The organism is Haematobacter massiliensis (genome assembly GCF_000740795.1).
In the GTDB taxonomy this organism is placed as follows: Bacteria; Pseudomonadota; Alphaproteobacteria; order Rhodobacterales; family Rhodobacteraceae; genus Haematobacter; species Haematobacter massiliensis.
In genome coordinates, this window is the sequence record NZ_JGYG01000006.1 from 2,501 (window position 1) to 18,675 (window position 16,175).

Consider the following 16,175-nt stretch of genomic DNA (forward strand, 5'->3'; position numbering starts at 1 on the left):
TGAAACAGTACCTGAAACCGGACGCCTACAAGCAGTCGGAGCCGCCTTGAGCGGTGACGGCGTACCTTTTGTATAATGGGTCAACGACTTGGTCTCACGAGCAAGCTTAAGCCGTTAGGTGTAGGCGCAGCGAAAGCGAGTCTTAAAAGGGCGCATGAGTTCGTGGGATCAGACCCGAAACCGAGTGATCTAGCCATGGCCAGGATGAAGGTAAGGTAACACTTACTGGAGGTCCGAACCCACACCTGTTGAAAAAGGTCGGGATGAGCTGTGGCTAGGGGTGAAAGGCCAATCAAACTCGGAGATAGCTGGTTCTCCGCGAAAGCTATTTAGGTAGCGCCTCGGACGAATACCTTGGGGGGTAGAGCACTGGATGGGTGATGGGGTCCCACAGACTTACTGAGCCTAACCAAACTCCGAATACCCAAGAGTACTATCCGGGAGACAGACGGCGGGTGCTAACGTCCGTCGTCAAGAGGGAAACAACCCTGACCTACAGCTAAGGCCCCCAATTCGTGGCTAAGTGGGAAAGCATGTGAGACGGCCAAAACAACCAGGAGGTTGGCTTAGAAGCAGCCATCCTTTAAAGATAGCGTAACAGCTCACTGGTCTAGATAAGCTGTCTTGCGGCGAAGATGTAACGGGGCTCAAGCCACGAGCCGAAGCTTAGGATGCACACTCAGTGTGCGTGGTAGCGGAGCGTTCCGTGATATAGTTCCATGTCTCTTTGATCCCCTCGGGGAGATTGGAGACAAGGAGCTTACTGTGAAGCCGGGCCGTGAGGCATCCGGTGGAGTGATCGGAAGCGAGAATGTTGACATGAGTAGCGACAAACAGGGTGAGAGACCCTGTCGCCGAAAGTCCAAGGGTTCCTGCTTAAAGCTAATCTGAGCAGGGTAAGCCGGCCCCTAAGGCGAGGCCGAAAGGCGTAGTCGATGGGAACCAGGTTAATATTCCTGGGCCAGGAGATGGTGACGGATCCCGAAGGTAGTTCATCCTTATCGGATTGAATGGGCTGCTTAGGGGTTCCTGGAAATAGCCCTCCATGAGACCGTACCCTAAACCGACACAGGTGGACTGGTAGAGAATACCAAGGCGCTTGAGAGAACCACATTTAAGGAACTCGGCAAAATACCTCCGTAAGTTCGCGAGAAGGAGGCCCCATTCGCAGGCAACTGTGGGTGGGGGGCACAAACTAGGGGGTGGCGACTGTTTACTAAAAACACAGGGCTCTGCGAAGTCGCAAGACGACGTATAGGGTCTGACGCCTGCCCGGTGCTGGAAGGTTAAAAGGAGGGGTGCAAGCTCCGAATTGAAGCCCCAGTAAACGGCGGCCGTAACTATAACGGTCCTAAGGTAGCGAAATTCCTTGTCGGGTAAGTTCCGACCTGCACGAATGGCGTAACGACTTCCCCGCTGTCTCAAATGTGGACTCAGCGAAATTGAACTGTCTGTCAAGATGCAGACTTCCCGCGGTTAGACGGAAAGACCCCATGAACCTTTACTCCAGCTTCGCACTGGCATCAGGATTGCGATGTGCAGGATAGGTGGTAGGCTTTGAAACCGGGACGCCAGTTCCGGTGGAGCCACCCTTGAGATACCACCCTTCGCACTCTTGATGTCTAACCGCGGCCCGTTATCCGGGTCCGGGACCATGCGTGGCGGGGAGTTTGACTGGGGCGGTCGCCTCCCAAACAGTAACGGAGGCGCGCGAAGGTTGGCTCAGAGCGGTCGGAAATCGCTCGTTGAGTGCAATGGCAAAAGCCAGCCTGACTGCAAGACTGACAAGTCGAGCAGAGACGAAAGTCGGCCATAGTGATCCGGTGGTCCCAAGTGGGAGGGCCATCGCTCAACGGATAAAAGGTACTCTGGGGATAACAGGCTGATGATGCCCAAGAGTCCATATCGACGGCATCGTTTGGCACCTCGATGTCGGCTCATCTCATCCTGGGGCTGGAGCAGGTCCCAAGGGTATGGCTGTTCGCCATTTAAAGAGGTACGTGAGCTGGGTTTAGAACGTCGTGAGACAGTTCGGTCCCTATCTGCCGTGGGTGTAGGAGACTTGAGAAGAGTTGCCCCTAGTACGAGAGGACCGGGGTGAACGCTCCACTGGTGGACCAGTTGTCGTGCCAACGGCAGTGCTGGGTAGCTATGAGCGGACAGGATAACCGCTGAAGGCATCTAAGCGGGAAGCCCCCTTCAAAACAAGGTCTCCCTTGAGAGCCGTGGAAGACCACCACGTCGATAGGCCGGAGGTGTAAGCGCGGTAACGCGTTCAGCTGACCGGTACTAATTGCTCGATAGGCTTGATTTGATCCAGTGGAAGACAGGCATAAGCCTCCACTGTCAAAAGCAAAACAAAACGCGGAAAACAAAACTGATGTCCCCGGACAAAAAATCCGGGGGAGCTTCTCCTCAGGTCTGGTGGTCATAGCACGAGCAAAACACCCGATCCCATCCCGAACTCGGCCGTTAAGTGCCGGCGCGCCAATGGTACTGCGTCTCAAGACGTGGGAGAGTAGGTCACCGCCAGACCTGACGAGAAGCTCAATCTCTGAACGATAACAAACCACCGCGGGGTGGAGCAGCCCGGTAGCTCGTCAGGCTCATAACCTGAAGGTCACAGGTTCAAATCCTGTCCCCGCAACCAGAAAATACCGATATATCCAAGACTTACAAGCCACCCGATGGGGCGGCTTTTTGCGTTCCCGCGACGACTCAACACCAACTCAACAAAAGCAGGCTGGGTGGGGAAAATGAATTCGGGCCGCAGTATGGCAGGCGATTGGCCCTGACCTGCCCCCCGCGAGATCCCTCAGTCGTAAGCGTTGCATCTGGCCCCCGCCACGCCACCTGAAAACCTCGTTCCAAGCATGGTATGCTGTCTCTCAGCCCATGAGGAACAAATGTCAGTCAACAGCAATGCCCCCCTTGAGGCCTTCGGCTTCTCCATCCCAGTCACTCCTGCCGGACGGAGGGTCTGGCCTCCTAGGTTCAAGCGGTACGTTCTCGAAAAGATGGATGCGGGCGAACTTACCTTGGAACAGATCACGCAGACATGTGGGGTGTCGAGATCCTATGTCTATCAATGGCGCATGCAGGCCCAGGGCAAACCGGTGACTGCGGCGGAATGGCGCGCAAAGGCGCAGTTTGCCGAGGTCGTAGTCTCGGAGGATGACCAACCCTCCGCAGCGGCGATCGCCCCGCTGGATCAGATCACCGTGTCTGGATCGAGAACGGAGATCACCCTACCCGGCGACTACCCTGTCTCTGATCTCGTTCAGATCATTCGGGTCCTGGAGGCCCCGGACACCGCCGGAGTTGGCTCGTGATTTCGCCGTCTGGCAATTTCAGGATCTATCTGGCAGCCCAGCCAGTGGACTTCCGCAAGGGAATGGACGGTCTGGCCGCAATCGTGCAGTCGGAATTCGATCTCGACCCGTTTTCCGGCGCCATTTTCGTCTTCAGATCCAGGCGGGCCGATCGGCTGAAGGTTGTGGTCTGGGACGGCACCGGGCTGGTGCTGGTTCACAAACGCATCGAAGGCGCCGGATTCGTCTGGCCGCCGAGCCGTGACGGTATCGTCTCGCTCACTCGCTCACAATTCGAGGCATTGTTCGAGGGGCTGGACTGGACCCGCGTTAGAGCCCGTATGCAGCGAAAGCCCATATTTGCCTGAGGAACTGGGAATGTCGAATTGGGCGGCTAGCCGCCTGAGGGCAGTGCGGCGTTGCACCTGCAGCAAATCCGGGAAGGCGGCCATCCATAACGTAGAAGAATTTCCGGCGCGAGCTCGATACCTTAACTGAAATTCATCGCATGCTACGGCTGAGCCCGTTTATACTGAGTGTTTCCCATGATCACGAACCTACCCACACACGAAAGCCTGACAGAAGCCGCCCTGAAGGCTTACTTCCGCGCATGGGAAGACCTACTGGCGATCTGGAGTGACTTCGACGGATACTATGAGAGCAGTGAGTATCCGGTGATAAGTTCAGAGTGGCAGCAGGAATGGGATGAGTATCTCGTACAGTGCCAGTCGGACTTGCAAGCCATCACTTCCCTGTTGCAGCAGTCCATGGAGCTTGGTCTCAAAGCCCGCATCTGTGCAGTCAGCCCGTATTTGTTGCTTCTGGATAGCGGCCTGAAGCTCTCGAGCAAAGGAGGCAGCATCGACTACTCGGAGCTCAGGACGCTCGATGCCGTGGATCTTCCGGGTGCTGTGAACACATTGGCTTCGACGCCTGTGTCCGATGCGTTCATCACCGAATACACACAGACACGCGTTCTCCGGAACAAGATCATTCATCAGGGGGGCACCAGTGTCACCCTGCACCCCAAAGCCGTTTTCCAGAAGGCTATCAAGATTTACCGTTTGCTTTGGAATGACAGGCTGTGGCTTCAAGATCGGGTAACCTTTGCCATGCAGACACGGATTGGATTCCTGCACGACGGAAAATACACATCGGCCCACATGATTGTTTTTCATGAAATTCCGACTGTCATGGCTTTGCTTTCGAAAAGCGAATTCAAGACCCTCTTCAAGCAAGAAAAATCGAAGCGTCGATATCTGTGCCTGAGTTGCCTAGATGCAGGGAACACCCGATACGCGGACATCGACATCGAAAAGGTTGGCACTGCCTACCTGGCGCCAGATGGCTCTGTGGTTCACTGTCTGATGTGTGATCAGGTCTACAAGATCAAGCGTGTGCCTTGCACCCAAAATTGCAAAGGCGACGTCATGGGTGCCAACGATGACGACTGGAGCGAACACTGCCACACTTGCGGTCAACTGAACGAAGATCCTAAAGAGTCAGGGAAACCACTTATCTCTGTCGTGCAGTAGCACTCAGTCGCAGTGCTGGTGCCAGATTTCTTTTTGGCTTTTGCGTATGTTAAGAACAAGTAGTCGCTCAAGATCACTTTTATCAATGCCCCATGACGCGCCATCCTGCGGAGCGACCTTTACTTCGATCCAGCTTTCTGGACCGCCCCGTTTCCTGATGGCATGGCGTCGTGGCTGTCGGGGACGACGCGAGCCCATGTCTTAATTGACATCGACGTGGTCTGGTACAACGCCCGCCGCACCCGTGAGGGCGCCATTGGCACCAGCCTGGGCCTCCGCTGGAGCAAGGGCCGCTTGACGGCCAAGGGAATCTTGGTCGCTCCCTTGTTGGAGGGAGGCGTGTCAGGCTGGGCGACGCGTTAGCGAAGCAGCAGGTCGGGCAGACCCAAGCGGGAAACTCGTCGGATCAGCTTGAAGACCGGGTGAAGACGAACCGCCGCGATGCCGTCATGGTGGCGGACTTGCATCGAGCCGGCGATCTGACAGCCCTTTAGAACGGTCTTTCCTGTGGTTAGAACCTCAACTGAGCTCTCAAAAAAGGAGTGTACGAAAATTAGGGCTAGGGTCAGGACCCATTGATCATCTGCTCGCGGCGTGATTCAGGCTCCGGGAGGAGACTGACCAATGAGCAACCTTTTCTGGCTGACGGACGCGCAGATGGCGCGGCTTCAACCCTTCTTCCCGAAGAGCCATGGTAAGCCGCGGGTCGATGACCGGCGGGTTTTGAGCGGCATAATCTTCATTGATCGCAATGGCTTGCGTTGGCGTGATGCACCTAGGGAATATGGCCCGGCGAAGACCCTCTACAACCGTTGGAAACGGTGGAGCGACAAAGGTGTCTTCGCCCGGATGATGGACGGCCTGGCAGCCGAGGCGGCCGTTCCGAAGACGGTGATGATCGACGCGACCTATCTCAAGGCGCACCGCACGGCGACCAGCCTGCGGTCGAAAAAGGGGGACCCGGCGACCAGAGGGGTCGTCTGATCGGTCGAACCAAGGGCGGCATGAACACCAAGCTGCACGCCGTCGCCGATGCCGATGGTCGCCCGATCCGCTTCTTCATGACCGCAGGTCAGGTCAGCGATTATACTGGAGCAGCCGCGCTTCTGAGCTGCCTGCCTTCAGCGGACTGGCTCCTGGCCGACCGGGGTTATGATGCCGACTGGTTCAGGGAAGCGTTGAAACACAAAGGGATAAAGCCCTGCATCCCCGGCAGGAAGTCTCGCGCCAAGCCCATCAAGCACGACAAGCGCCGTTACAAACGCCGCAACCGGATCGAGATCATGTTCGGGCGGCTCAAGGACTGGCGGCGGGTCGCAACTCGCTACGACAGATGCCCGAAGGTCTTCCTCTCCGCCGTCGCCCTCGCCGCAACAGTCATGTTCTGGCTATGAAACGAGAACGAGTCCTGACCCTAAGGGCCGAGTTGCAGTTGAGGCAACGATGTTCGTCCTGTGCCCCGGAATTAATGAGAATCCTTTCTTGCACGCTTTCGGACGGCGTCAATAAGCTTCATGCCGAGGTCTCTCCCAGCTTCCGTCGTAGACGGCTTCACCGCCAAAAGCTGTGCCAGCCTATCCCGTGTCCTCAGGACGTCGGGGGCGAGCGCATCTGTCATCGAAGCCCGAACAAGCAGTTCCAAGGTGGATCGCATAGTCGACGGAGCTTGCATGCTGTCGCGGATTTCCATCGCGGCAATCACATCGTCCGCCATTCGCGCCTCGAGCCAGGCGAACAGCGGATTTGTCCGATCACCACCAGCACGGCGAAGCCGTCCCAGACGGCATGATAGCGCGCCGATCTGACGGTCGCCTGCGGCCTGCAGGGCCGTGTGAAGGTTTTGCGCCGCTTCAAGCACTTCGGATCGCCATTCCCTTCTGATACCCATGTCCAGCAGATCATGGGCCCGCCCCGTGCCCATCAGTGCCGCAACACCTGCTACTGGCCCAAGAACCAAGGCCCCGGCGGGGCCCAGTATCACAAGCCCCAACAACGCGCCTCCGGCTTGTCCCACGCCGGCCAGGCCCCCGCGGATCGTCAGATCGATGACTAGCCATGCCGGCAGGTCTTCCATCGGGATCTGTCCTGTCCATGCCCTGTGCGCAGCACGCGCGCCGCCGATCAGTGTCGCGTAAAGCGGCACCGCGACGTCTCCCAGCTCTGTAGCAGCCAAGAGGGACTGTTCGACCAGGCTCTGCACCTGATCGAGGTCAAAACCTGTGGCCGTCGTCACCATCGGCGCCCAAGCCTCGTCCGATGCCTGTGCCTTCAAAGCCAGAGCGTTGTCTGCGATGACGGGTATGTCGGGGTATTTCGCGAAATGCTCCTTGAGCAATGAGATGTCGGCGCCGCACTTGATCTGGACCTGAACGCCATCGACGATGAGGTCGTAGCCAGGGGTCGTTGCGCCATCGGCAAGCATCACATCGTGACCGTCCTCGATCAGCCGCGCCATGACGACCTGCTCGGCGCTGTAGCCTCGAAGCGAGATCCGGGCACCTTGCGAGGCGAAGCTCGCAACACAGACCGCAAGGTCAAGCGGCGTTTCCAATTCCGCGACCCTCGAAAAATCTGCGGCCGCCAGAACAGCCGGATCAACCGCCGCTGCGTGATAGAGCATATCGCCTGCGGTAAGCCCCGCCACGAGAGCTACATCCTGACGATCTGTCACCTCGTCGAGCACGAGACCTGTTCCCCAGAGGCCCGGCGCCGCCCGCGACGCGGCCGGAATCTCCATCAAGAGGGTCCCGGCGATCGATCCAGCCTTTAGCCGGATCTCCTCGCGTTGCTGCTTGTCGAGATGGGAAAGGTGCGCGTCGCTCATCCGGTGAAGCCCGCGGAATGCGTTCACGAGTGTGTCCACCCCGTCCTCTGCACCCAGCCCCCGCACGGCCAGAAGAGTGGCGACCCTGGCTGCAGCGACCTCACGCACCAACCTTGCCGCTGATCGCCCAATAGCCAAGGGCGGCGCTGCCTGCCAGCACCGTCATCGGGTTGATCATGACGAACAACAATGAGGTGAGGGCCGGCCCCGAGACGAAGGGGAGCACGGCTGAAAGTTGCGCCGCGACGATATATGGCGCAAATCCCGCGGCCCCGATCGCCCCCGCCAGCGCCGCCCACCCGCCTCCCGCAATGACTGCAGTGGAGACCGCCTGCTGGCCTTTGCGTATGGCCTCCGCGACTTCGGGGTCCAGCTCGCCCCGGCTTTCGGCTGCCAGCAGGCTTTCCATGATGGTGGCAAGCTCGTGCGCGACGACGTCCGGAAACGTCACGGCCGAACAGGCACGCTTGCGCACACCCGGAACGGCGCGGAGGAGCTTTCGTCCCGCCCGCGCTAGGATCGACACGTCGGCCTCTGCGCTTTCATGCTGTGCATCTGCAATGGCAGGAGCGAGAATCTCCGACGCCCGCACGGCGATGGCTGCGGCCTCCTCAACCATGCCTCGCATCGACAGAGGGTAAAGGCCCGGCAGGCCAAGGCTCCGCTTCACGCCGAGCCAGAGCTGAGCCCGCAACGCATCCGTCGGGACCGATCCCTCCATCAAGCCATTGGCGAACTCAGCCACTCGATCAGCCGCAGGGGTGACATCCGACACAAGCTTCCGTCGCGCGACTTCACCTAGGGCGCCTGTGATCTTGACCAGTCGCGCGGCATCCAGCAGGGCGAGAAGACCGCAGATCTCCTCGCGAGAGGCATCGCCCAATCCTGCGGCTATATGGCGGGGTGACGGGAGGGCGCGAGGTTGGATCAAGGTCAACATCCTAGAAAACTACAGAGAGCGTGAGATTCAGGGAACCCCTGCAGTGCCTAAGCCACGCGCAATTCCACCGGCGGTCGCTGCCGACGTCGGCAGTTCGATTCCGTGGCATCTAGCACGACGGTCCAGCCTGAGAGTGTTTCATCGTCGCGTTTGGAAATGTCCAACTGTCTGGTCGGGGGCCAATGCCGACCTTCCCGCCGGTGGATTTCCGCACCCAGCTTCCAACGACCGCTTTGGGGAGGCCGCCACACAGCATCCGCAGCTGGCGACCGTCAGCTAAGGGCCGAGGCTGTGTCAAAACTCGTCTTTATGACAATGCCTTAGAATAAAACTCTCCAAAAGTGTCCGGGCGAGGCAGATAACGCGCACCCACGTGAATCTATAGACCGCCGAAGGGAACAACGTTCTCCTCCGCGTCGCCAGAACCGAGTTTTGACACACCCTCGGCCGAAAGCAGATCTTGGGGTTAGCGATGCTCTGATGTGTCTGGCGAAGGGTTCCCGGAGCGCTGTGTTCTCAGAATTCTTCGGATTGTCGAGCGATCAATTCGGAGCGCTGCCGCAGCTTTCGAAATCCCGCCGTGCTCGGCGATAGCAGCCTGTACCGCCGCAACGCTTGGAGACCTCGTTCCCCGACCCGGCCTGACTTCGACACCGGCTCGGTTGAGGATGTCGATTATGGCTTTACGAGTACAGGCATGGCCCAAGCGTAGCTGTTCTACACCGCAGCCTGCCCGGTACTGATCTGCCACCAGCCGATCAAAATCGAAGCCCGCATATCGCAGCGCCTTCCGAATTCTCCCCGGCGTCGAGTCCGCCCAACGACATAGGTACGCAATCGAATGACAAACCTCCATGGCCATAGCGACATCGGCCGCGCGGCGCGACAAATCATCCGCCGGATGCTCGTTGGGGGAGTGGTATCTGATCTGAAGATCATATTCCGTATCGCCCCACGGAAGGATGGGTTGCCTCATTCGAATCTTAGCCCTCCATGCGGCGTTCGCGCACATCTCTTTTTGGTTGTCGCCTTTTGGTCCCCAAAAATGAAAATGCGCGAGAACGCACCAACTTGTTGATAATAAAGAATACTTGCACAGGAAACTCCATTCGAAATATAGCCTATTAAAGGTGATTCGCATGGGGCATGTGGAGGGCTCTGAATCGATGGAAGCCGATATGCGCTCACATCTCGCTGTTAAAAGAATGCTTAAGGCGAGTGGCCTGAGCTTCTCCGAGGTTGCGAGGCAAATGGGGCGAACTACAACGACTGTGCTCACCGCCAGCATGGGGCGATGCCGGTCACGTCCCGCAGAGATCGCTATCGCGACAGCTCTAGGGACCACACCTGAGGCGCTATGGCCGCATCGATATCACACACGCAGGAGATTCTGATGCCGAAATGAAAGTTTGAGTGGCATGAAAGAGCGAGGCCCGGCAGGTTGCAGCCTGAACCGAGCCTCTAAAATCGCTTAGCTGACGATCTGATCTTTCATCCCACCGGTCTCGCCGAAAGTCAAGGTAAGACGCGCTTTTCTGCGCGTCGCCAGACGAGCTGTTTGTCAGCTCCACGGGGTGAACATAATGGATACGATACAGGACGCCTGCGCGAGCTTGGCGGGCCATCGGGATAACTTTGTGCGAGATAAAGCGGAGGAAATCGCTAGTGCGGATCGTCTTCGCTCAGGTGAGCATATGAAGTTGCAGGCGCGGATCACCCATCTTGCTGCTGAAGTGAAAACACTCCGAAAAGCGCTGAAGAAGGCCAATCACAGGCTCTACAGCCCTACGGCGGATCGTCCGCCCCAGAAAGCCGACACTGCTGAAGCGCCGCAGGATGCCCCCATCACAGATGACGCACCTCATGCGGAACCTGCGCAGGCCATCGCAATCGCGCAACCGGCCAGAAGGACAAATGCTTATCGCGGCGGCCGCGCGCCCAAAACCTTTGGCCTCGGTGTGGAAGAGCGCGAAATCCTGATCGAAACGCCAGACCGAACCTGCCCCTGCAGCTGCGGCGGAGGTATTCGCGGTTATGACATTGATCGAACTGTCGAGTGCATTCCCGCTCAATACTACGTCGCCGTGCGGAAATATGCCCGGTATCGCTGCCGGAGGGAGGATCGGATCATCGGCACCCGCTTTGAGGCGAGGATTCTGGCGCAGACGGGCATGAGCACCAGCTTCCTCGCCCAGATCATGTGCCTGCGCTATGCGTGGTATCTGCCCTGGTTCCGTCAGGAACAGATCATGGTGGCGCAGGGCTTCCGTTTCCAGCGTTCGACCATGGCTCGCTGGGCCAGCCGGGTGGCACTTGAGGCTTTCAAGCCGATCTATGATCTCATGCTGGAAAATCTTCTGGCGCGCTCGGCGCGTCTTTTCATGGATGAAACGACCGTCAAACAGCTGTCACCCGGCGACGGCAAAACGCGAACCAGCTACATGTATGCGTTGCACCGCGATGATCGTTCCTTTGGCGGCAATCTCCCGCCGGGAACGGTCTATTTGTCGCGCAGAACGCGAGCGATGTACAATATCAATCAGTTGCTCGCCGACAGGAGCCTGATCGTTCACCATGATGGCTACGCCGGGTACGGCCATCTGGGGCGCGCAGAAACGCCCTATGCCCATATCGTATCTGTTGACTGTTGGGCGCATGTACGGCGCCTCTTCACCGATGAGATCAAGGCAGAGAAATCCCTATATGCAACGGAGATCGTCGACTTGATCGCGGAACTTTATGCGGTCGAAAAGCCGATCAACGGCAAAGCGCCTGATGTTCGCGCCGAGATCAGGCAACGACAATCAGTACCAATCCTGGACCGGATCCGGTTCCGGCTCGCTGAAGTCGAAAACAAGTATCTGGGAAAGAGCGATATGGGTAAAGCGATTCGCTATGTCCAGGACCGTTGGACCGGCCTTACCCGTTTCGTCGAGAACGGATATATCGACCTCGACAACAACCCCGTCGAGCGGCAGTTCAAGCAAACGATCCTGCTTCGCAACAATGTCTTGTTCATCGGGAGCGACGAAGGCGGAGAAGCATGGGCAATTACCTCGTCCCTGCTTCAGAGCTACAAACTGAACCGGGTCGATCCACATCGCTATCTCGTCTGGGTGCTGGAGCAGGTGCGTGCCAGGAAGCCGCGCGCCGAATATGCCGAGCTTCTGCCGTGGAACGCGCCGCTGAGTTGCCGGATTGACGTGCCAAGAACCAGATAAGAGCTGGGCCGGGGGACACTTGCTCACTGCCTCCCGAAATTCTTGGCACGTCGCCAGAGTGGTTCGGGCGCGAAGCGCCTGTTGCTGTGGGTGCCGCCGCCCTGTAATCATCGCCCATGACAACGTGGCGCCCAGTACCCAGAATTCGCTTCAAAGCTCTCGGCCTGCACTGGCGTGACGGTCGGCTTCTTGCTGCCGAAGTGCTGGATGATGCGGGCCGCGTGAAAGGTGTTCGCCCCCTTGGCGGCTCCGTTGAGTTCGGTGAAACCGCTGAGGCGGCGGTCATTCGCGAGTTTCACGAAGAGCTCGGGATCGCGGTGACGATCCTCGGACCTCCTGTTTTCATGGAGAATATCTACGCTCATGAAGGCGCCCAGGGGCATGAAGTTCTGGCGATCTTCGACGTGGCATTTCCCAACGAAGCCCTTTCAGGCGCAATCCGCGTCGAGTTTCACGAGGATGATGGCAGCAGATGCTTTGCAGAGTGGTATGATCTCGACGCGTTGGATCTGCCTGACGGCCCGCAACTCTACCCGGAAGGGTTGAAGGCTCACCTGCTACGGCCTCGATGAGCGTTGGCTATCCGCTCTGCGAGATCAGGTACCGACGCGACCCAAATGGCATGGCAAGGGTGCGCGTGAAGCCCGTCGCCGAAAAAGTTAGTAAAAACAGCATCCCGTATTGGCGCGTAGCGCCAATATACGCCCTAGCGGCAATCCTCAAAAGAAGTGAAAGCGGGGGCCAGTTGCAACGCTTACGCCGCACCGGCTTGCGCCTGCGGTTCATTTATCGCCGCAGAGGGCCGAGCCTTCTAGTGGCCGAGGGGCGGCTGAACACCAAGGGTCGCGCCGTGGCGTCACGGTCGAAAACCGGCCGGGGCGTCGTGACCGCGCCGATCTTCCTGCTGGTGCCGCAGGTGAAGCTGCCGAAACGGCTGGATCTGGCGCGGGATGCAGAGCGGGCTGTAGACGGTGTGCCGGGGCTGATCGTGGCGAACTGGGTTGACGGCAAACTGGCTTAACGTGGGCTATGCAGACGAAGCGGTCGTTCGGGACGCGACGATAGGGTTAGCGCTGAGCTTTGAGGCACACTAGACTGACACCAAAGGTCCGTCTGCCGAGGCGAGTCTTTCTTCATCCAAGGGACGCTACCGCTGCCCGGCGCTTGCGCTCCATCTCCGCGATCGCGGCTTGGATCTCTGGGGAAACCGGGTTGTTTGGCCCCGACGGCGGCAGGTAAGCTAGGTGCCGCCAACGCTCATCGAGGCCAGCAAGTGACACCTCGTCGGTATGTCCGCGCCGGGCTTGTCGGCGGAACAAGCTTTCCAACTCGCTCGATACGGGTTTGCCTTCGCGCATCCGTTTGGCGGTCCAGAGCGTGACGTCGACCAGTTCGAGTCCTGCGCTTTCATCGCCAGGTTTGTATTCAGGCGGAATTTCCGGAAGCATCGAGTAATTAAACTCGGGCATGCCAGGGCCCAGACTCGATTTGTGGCCGCGTAGCTTTTGGTAGATATCCGCCAATTCCGCCTGAGCCTTGTTAAATTCGGTTTGGCGGTCGACCGTTACCCTATGCACTTTCTGCCCCATAGCGGTTGCCTCCCTTCCGATGCCTTGTAGAACCGGCTGGAAGCCCACTAAGTTTGGGGATATCTGCAACGAGGTGTCGTAGTTTCCAACGCCGTAGCTGATTGCGTCCGGATGTGCGTCTGCCCAGCGGATGGCTCCGTCTATGATCTCTCGCGAACGAGCATCGGGCAGCCTGTTGATGTTCGCAAGAAGCTGCCTGTGGACGTTCTGAAGCATAGTGGCACAGCGTGCAGGATTTTTCTCGAGTCGGGCCTTCCATGCGGCTTTTGCGATGTCATCATCAAAAAGATGCGCTACTTTGAAAAGCAATGGATAGCGCAACGGCGTCCAATAATGGTTCCATGCGACTGCATCATTCAGGCCAGCAGCGAAGACTTGGTCGAAGTAGCTGATGATCGCATGGTCCTTCTTATTCACTGTGAAGACAGAGAATCTTAGGTCGTTTTTCTTGCTAAATTGTTCGATGCGCCCGGCGATAGTTGTCAACTTTGCGACGCCGAGTTCGTTGGAGTGGATGCGGTTCACACCCAACTCCCTTCTAAGCGCCCGCAGCAAAGGTTCAGCAATGACGTCTAGATTGGCACGTGCTCCGAGGACGCCATAATAGAGCAGGGGTTGGTCAGGGTCGAATAGATGCAGCCCGGTATTACCGCTCTCATCGACGAAATAATACATGCCTGCCCTCGATAGCCTGACCAACTCATAGCTATTCGGGAGTCTCGCATTCAGCCGCCCGGCTGCCAAGCCCATAGTCTGACGATCCGCACAGGAAACCGCGATTGGTTGAGTACGAAGGTTCGCTTTGGCGGGCACGACTGTCGGCCAAGACCTAAGAGCCGCTTTGGCAGAGCCTCGACATTGAGAACAGAAAATGTCCACCCCCCGTGAAACCATCCTCACCACGCTGCACGCGCGGCTCTCGGCGCTGCCCGCCACGGCCCTGCGCGGCGACGTGCTGCCAGAGCGCGTGCCAACCGCAGGCCTCCTGATCCTGCGCGACGGCGAGCCGGGGGAGCCCGAGGTGACGCTGTCGCCGCTGCGCTACCACTACCAGCATCGGGCCGAGATAGAGGCGGTCGTCCAGGGGGCCAACCGTGACGCCGCCTTCGACACTCTCTGCGCCAGCATCGGCGCGGCGGTTGCCGCCGACCGCACGCTGGGTGGTCTCTGCGACTGGGTCGAGGCAGAAGCGCCGCGTCCGGTCGATCTGCCGGTCGAGGGTGCCGCCAGCCTGAAGACGGCGGTGATCCCCGTCATCTTGCACTATTCCACGGCCGACCCGCTCGGCTGACCCCAATCACCAAAGGAGAACATGATGGCACGAGCCCATGGGGCGCGGGCGCAGATGGCGCTTGCGTTCGAATCCGTCTATGGCACCGCGCCCGCCACGGGCTATCGCACGGTGCCGTTTGCCAGCACCACGCTCGGCTCCGAACAGCCGTTGATCGCCTCGGAACTGCTGGGCCAAGGGCGCGATCCGCTGGCCCCGATCAAGGATGCGTTCACCGCCGACGGCGATGTCGTGGTGCCGATCGACGTCGAGAACCTTGGGCTGTGGCTGAAGGCAGCCTTCGGTGCACCTGTTACCTCTGGCACCACACCAAAGACCCATACGTTCCAGTCCGGCAACTGGACGCTGCCGAGCATGGCCATCGAGACGGCGATGCCCGAGGTGCCGCGCTATGCGATGTACACTGGCTGCGTCTGCGATCAGCTGTCGTGGCAGATGGCACGCTCCGGCCTGCTGACCGCCACGGCGCGGCTGGTGGCGCAGGGCGAAAGCGTTGCAGTCACCATGGCGGCCGGTACGCCGACCGCGCTGGCCCTGCAGCGGTTCGGCCATTTCAACGGGGCGATCACGCGCAACGGCTCGCCGCTCGGCAATGTCATTTCCGCCGAGGTGACCTATTCCAACGGTCTCGACCGGATCGAGACCATCCGCTCGGACGGCCGCATCGAAGGGGCTGACCCCGGCATGGTCGCGCTGACAGGCCGGGTGGAGGTGCGCTTTGCCGACAGCACGCTGATCACGCAGGCCATCGACGGCACGCCCTGCGAGCTGGTCTTCGCCTGGAGCCTTGGTGCCAACGCCAGCTTCACCTTCACCGCCCATGCCGTCTACCTGCCGCGCCCCCGGATCGAGATCCCCGGCCCGCAGGGCATCCAGGCCACCTTCGACTGGCAGGCCGCCAAGGCCGTCAGTCCCGCCCGCATGTGCACCGCCGTCCTCGTCAACACCGTTGTGAGCTATTGATCATGATCAGACTGAACCTGACCGCAGCCCCTGTGTGGCTTACCCTCGCCCCCGGCCTTCGCTTGCAAGTCGCGCCTCTGACCACCGCACTGATGGTCTCGGCCCGCGCCGATCCTGCCATCGAAGCGTTGCCGGACACCGCCACACAAGAAGAACTGGCGCTGGCAATGGCCAAGGCCGTCGCCCGCCGCGCGGTCCTGGATTGGGAGGGGGTGGGTGATGACGCGGGGGATGCTGTCCCGGTCTCGCCCGAAGGCATCAATGCACTCTTGGAAATCTGGCCCGTCTTCGAGGCGTTCCAGACCCAGTACGTTGCCAAGGGCCTGATCCTGGGCGCGGAAAAAAACGTCTCCGCGCCCTTGCCGAATGGTCCTTCGGCGGGGGCGACCGCTACTGCGCGGCCTGCACCGGGCGCTGCCCCGACTGCCCCGCACGACTGAACCGGCCGCAGACGAAAGAAGGCTGGCAGGTCTGGGATCTCGTCGGCCGCCTTGGTGGGCA

The 16,175-nt window shown here is 59.3% G+C and carries 13 protein-coding genes, 1 tRNA gene, 2 rRNA genes and 1 pseudogene (1 of these 17 cut by a window edge); 14 read left to right on the forward strand and 3 right to left on the reverse strand.

Annotated elements, in window-relative coordinates; all coding sequences use genetic code 11:
* The 7 genes from CN97_RS09745 to CN97_RS20220 form a co-directional block, all read left to right on the forward strand.
* A 23S ribosomal RNA gene (locus CN97_RS09745) occupies positions 1–2,314 on the forward strand; it begins 519 nt to the left of the window's first position.
* A 106-nt stretch (positions 2,315–2,420) separates the two neighbouring features.
* Positions 2,421–2,535, forward strand: a 5S ribosomal RNA gene (gene rrf, locus CN97_RS09750).
* Positions 2,536–2,573: 38 nt separating this feature from the next.
* Positions 2,574–2,650, forward strand: a tRNA-Met gene (locus CN97_RS09755).
* Between the two features lie 256 nt (positions 2,651–2,906).
* The gene (locus CN97_RS09760; protein ID WP_035710603.1) at positions 2,907–3,332 is read left to right on the forward strand and encodes a hypothetical protein; all 426 of its coding nucleotides are present in this window, start codon (positions 2,907–2,909) and stop codon (positions 3,330–3,332) included.
* The gene (gene tnpB, locus CN97_RS09765; RefSeq protein WP_035710604.1) at positions 3,329–3,679 is read left to right on the forward strand and encodes an IS66 family insertion sequence element accessory protein TnpB; all 351 of its coding nucleotides are present in this window, start codon (positions 3,329–3,331) and stop codon (positions 3,677–3,679) included. Before CN97_RS09760 ends, tnpB begins: the two co-directional genes overlap by 4 nt.
* Positions 3,680–3,856: 177 nt before the next feature.
* Positions 3,857–4,846 carry a hypothetical protein gene (locus CN97_RS09770; RefSeq protein ID WP_035710607.1) on the forward strand — a complete coding sequence of 330 codons (990 nt, stop codon included), beginning with the start codon at positions 3,857–3,859 and terminating at the stop codon, positions 4,844–4,846.
* A gap of 624 nt (positions 4,847–5,470) precedes the next feature.
* Positions 5,471–6,240 (forward strand): IS5 family transposase gene (locus CN97_RS20220; protein ID WP_248700079.1). Its coding sequence is split into 2 segments (ribosomal slippage): positions 5,471–5,792 and positions 5,792–6,240, totalling 771 coding nucleotides; the frame shifts between segments, so codons are not numbered across the junction.
* 71 nt (positions 6,241–6,311) lie between these two features.
* Here the strand turns inward: CN97_RS20220 and CN97_RS09790 are convergent.
* Positions 6,312–7,670, reverse strand: a complete 1,359-nt coding sequence (locus CN97_RS09790; protein WP_140418225.1) for a hypothetical protein — start codon at positions 7,668–7,670, stop codon at positions 6,312–6,314.
* 100 nt (positions 7,671–7,770) lie between these two features.
* Positions 7,771–8,601, reverse strand: a complete 831-nt coding sequence (locus tag CN97_RS09795) for a hypothetical protein (RefSeq protein WP_140418226.1) — start codon at positions 8,599–8,601, stop codon at positions 7,771–7,773.
* A 1,214-nt stretch (positions 8,602–9,815) separates the two neighbouring features.
* Here CN97_RS09795 and CN97_RS21460 point away from each other — a divergent pair.
* The 4 genes and pseudogenes from CN97_RS21460 to CN97_RS09810 all read left to right on the forward strand — a co-directional run.
* Entirely contained in the window at positions 9,816–10,004 is a 189-nt protein-coding gene (locus tag CN97_RS21460; protein WP_368073686.1) for a helix-turn-helix domain-containing protein, read from the forward strand.
* A gap of 189 nt (positions 10,005–10,193) precedes the next feature.
* Positions 10,194–11,831: an IS66 family transposase gene (tnpC, locus tag CN97_RS09800; protein WP_084684081.1), complete on the forward strand. Its 1,638-nt coding sequence runs from the start codon at positions 10,194–10,196 to the stop codon at positions 11,829–11,831.
* A 116-nt stretch (positions 11,832–11,947) separates the two neighbouring features.
* The gene (locus tag CN97_RS09805) at positions 11,948–12,403 is read left to right on the forward strand and encodes an NUDIX hydrolase (RefSeq protein WP_035710628.1); all 456 of its coding nucleotides are present in this window, start codon (positions 11,948–11,950) and stop codon (positions 12,401–12,403) included.
* 185 nt (positions 12,404–12,588) lie between these two features.
* Positions 12,589–12,852: pseudogene (locus CN97_RS09810) on the forward strand (DUF6441 family protein); the annotation flags it as partial.
* A gap of 112 nt (positions 12,853–12,964) precedes the next feature.
* Here the strand turns inward: CN97_RS09810 and CN97_RS09815 are convergent.
* On the reverse strand, positions 12,965–14,095 hold the full coding sequence (locus tag CN97_RS09815) for a DUF3800 domain-containing protein (RefSeq protein ID WP_035711077.1): 1,131 nt from the start codon (positions 14,093–14,095) through the stop codon (positions 12,965–12,967).
* Between the two features lie 196 nt (positions 14,096–14,291).
* On the opposite strand from CN97_RS09815, the gene CN97_RS09820 reads away from it, so the two are divergent.
* Genes CN97_RS09820 through CN97_RS09830 form a run of 3 tightly spaced genes read left to right on the forward strand, consistent with a single transcriptional unit; the run spans position 14,292 to position 16,114 of the window.
* On the forward strand, positions 14,292–14,711 hold the full coding sequence (locus tag CN97_RS09820) for a hypothetical protein (RefSeq protein WP_035710631.1): 420 nt from the start codon (positions 14,292–14,294) through the stop codon (positions 14,709–14,711).
* A 24-nt stretch (positions 14,712–14,735) separates the two neighbouring features.
* The gene (locus CN97_RS09825; protein ID WP_035710634.1) at positions 14,736–15,674 is read left to right on the forward strand and encodes a phage tail tube protein; all 939 of its coding nucleotides are present in this window, start codon (positions 14,736–14,738) and stop codon (positions 15,672–15,674) included.
* 2 nt (positions 15,675–15,676) lie between these two features.
* Positions 15,677–16,114 (forward strand): hypothetical protein, encoded by a 438-nt coding sequence (locus CN97_RS09830; RefSeq protein ID WP_035710636.1) that lies wholly within the window; start codon positions 15,677–15,679, stop codon positions 16,112–16,114.
* The last annotated feature ends 61 nt before the right edge of the window (positions 16,115–16,175 follow it).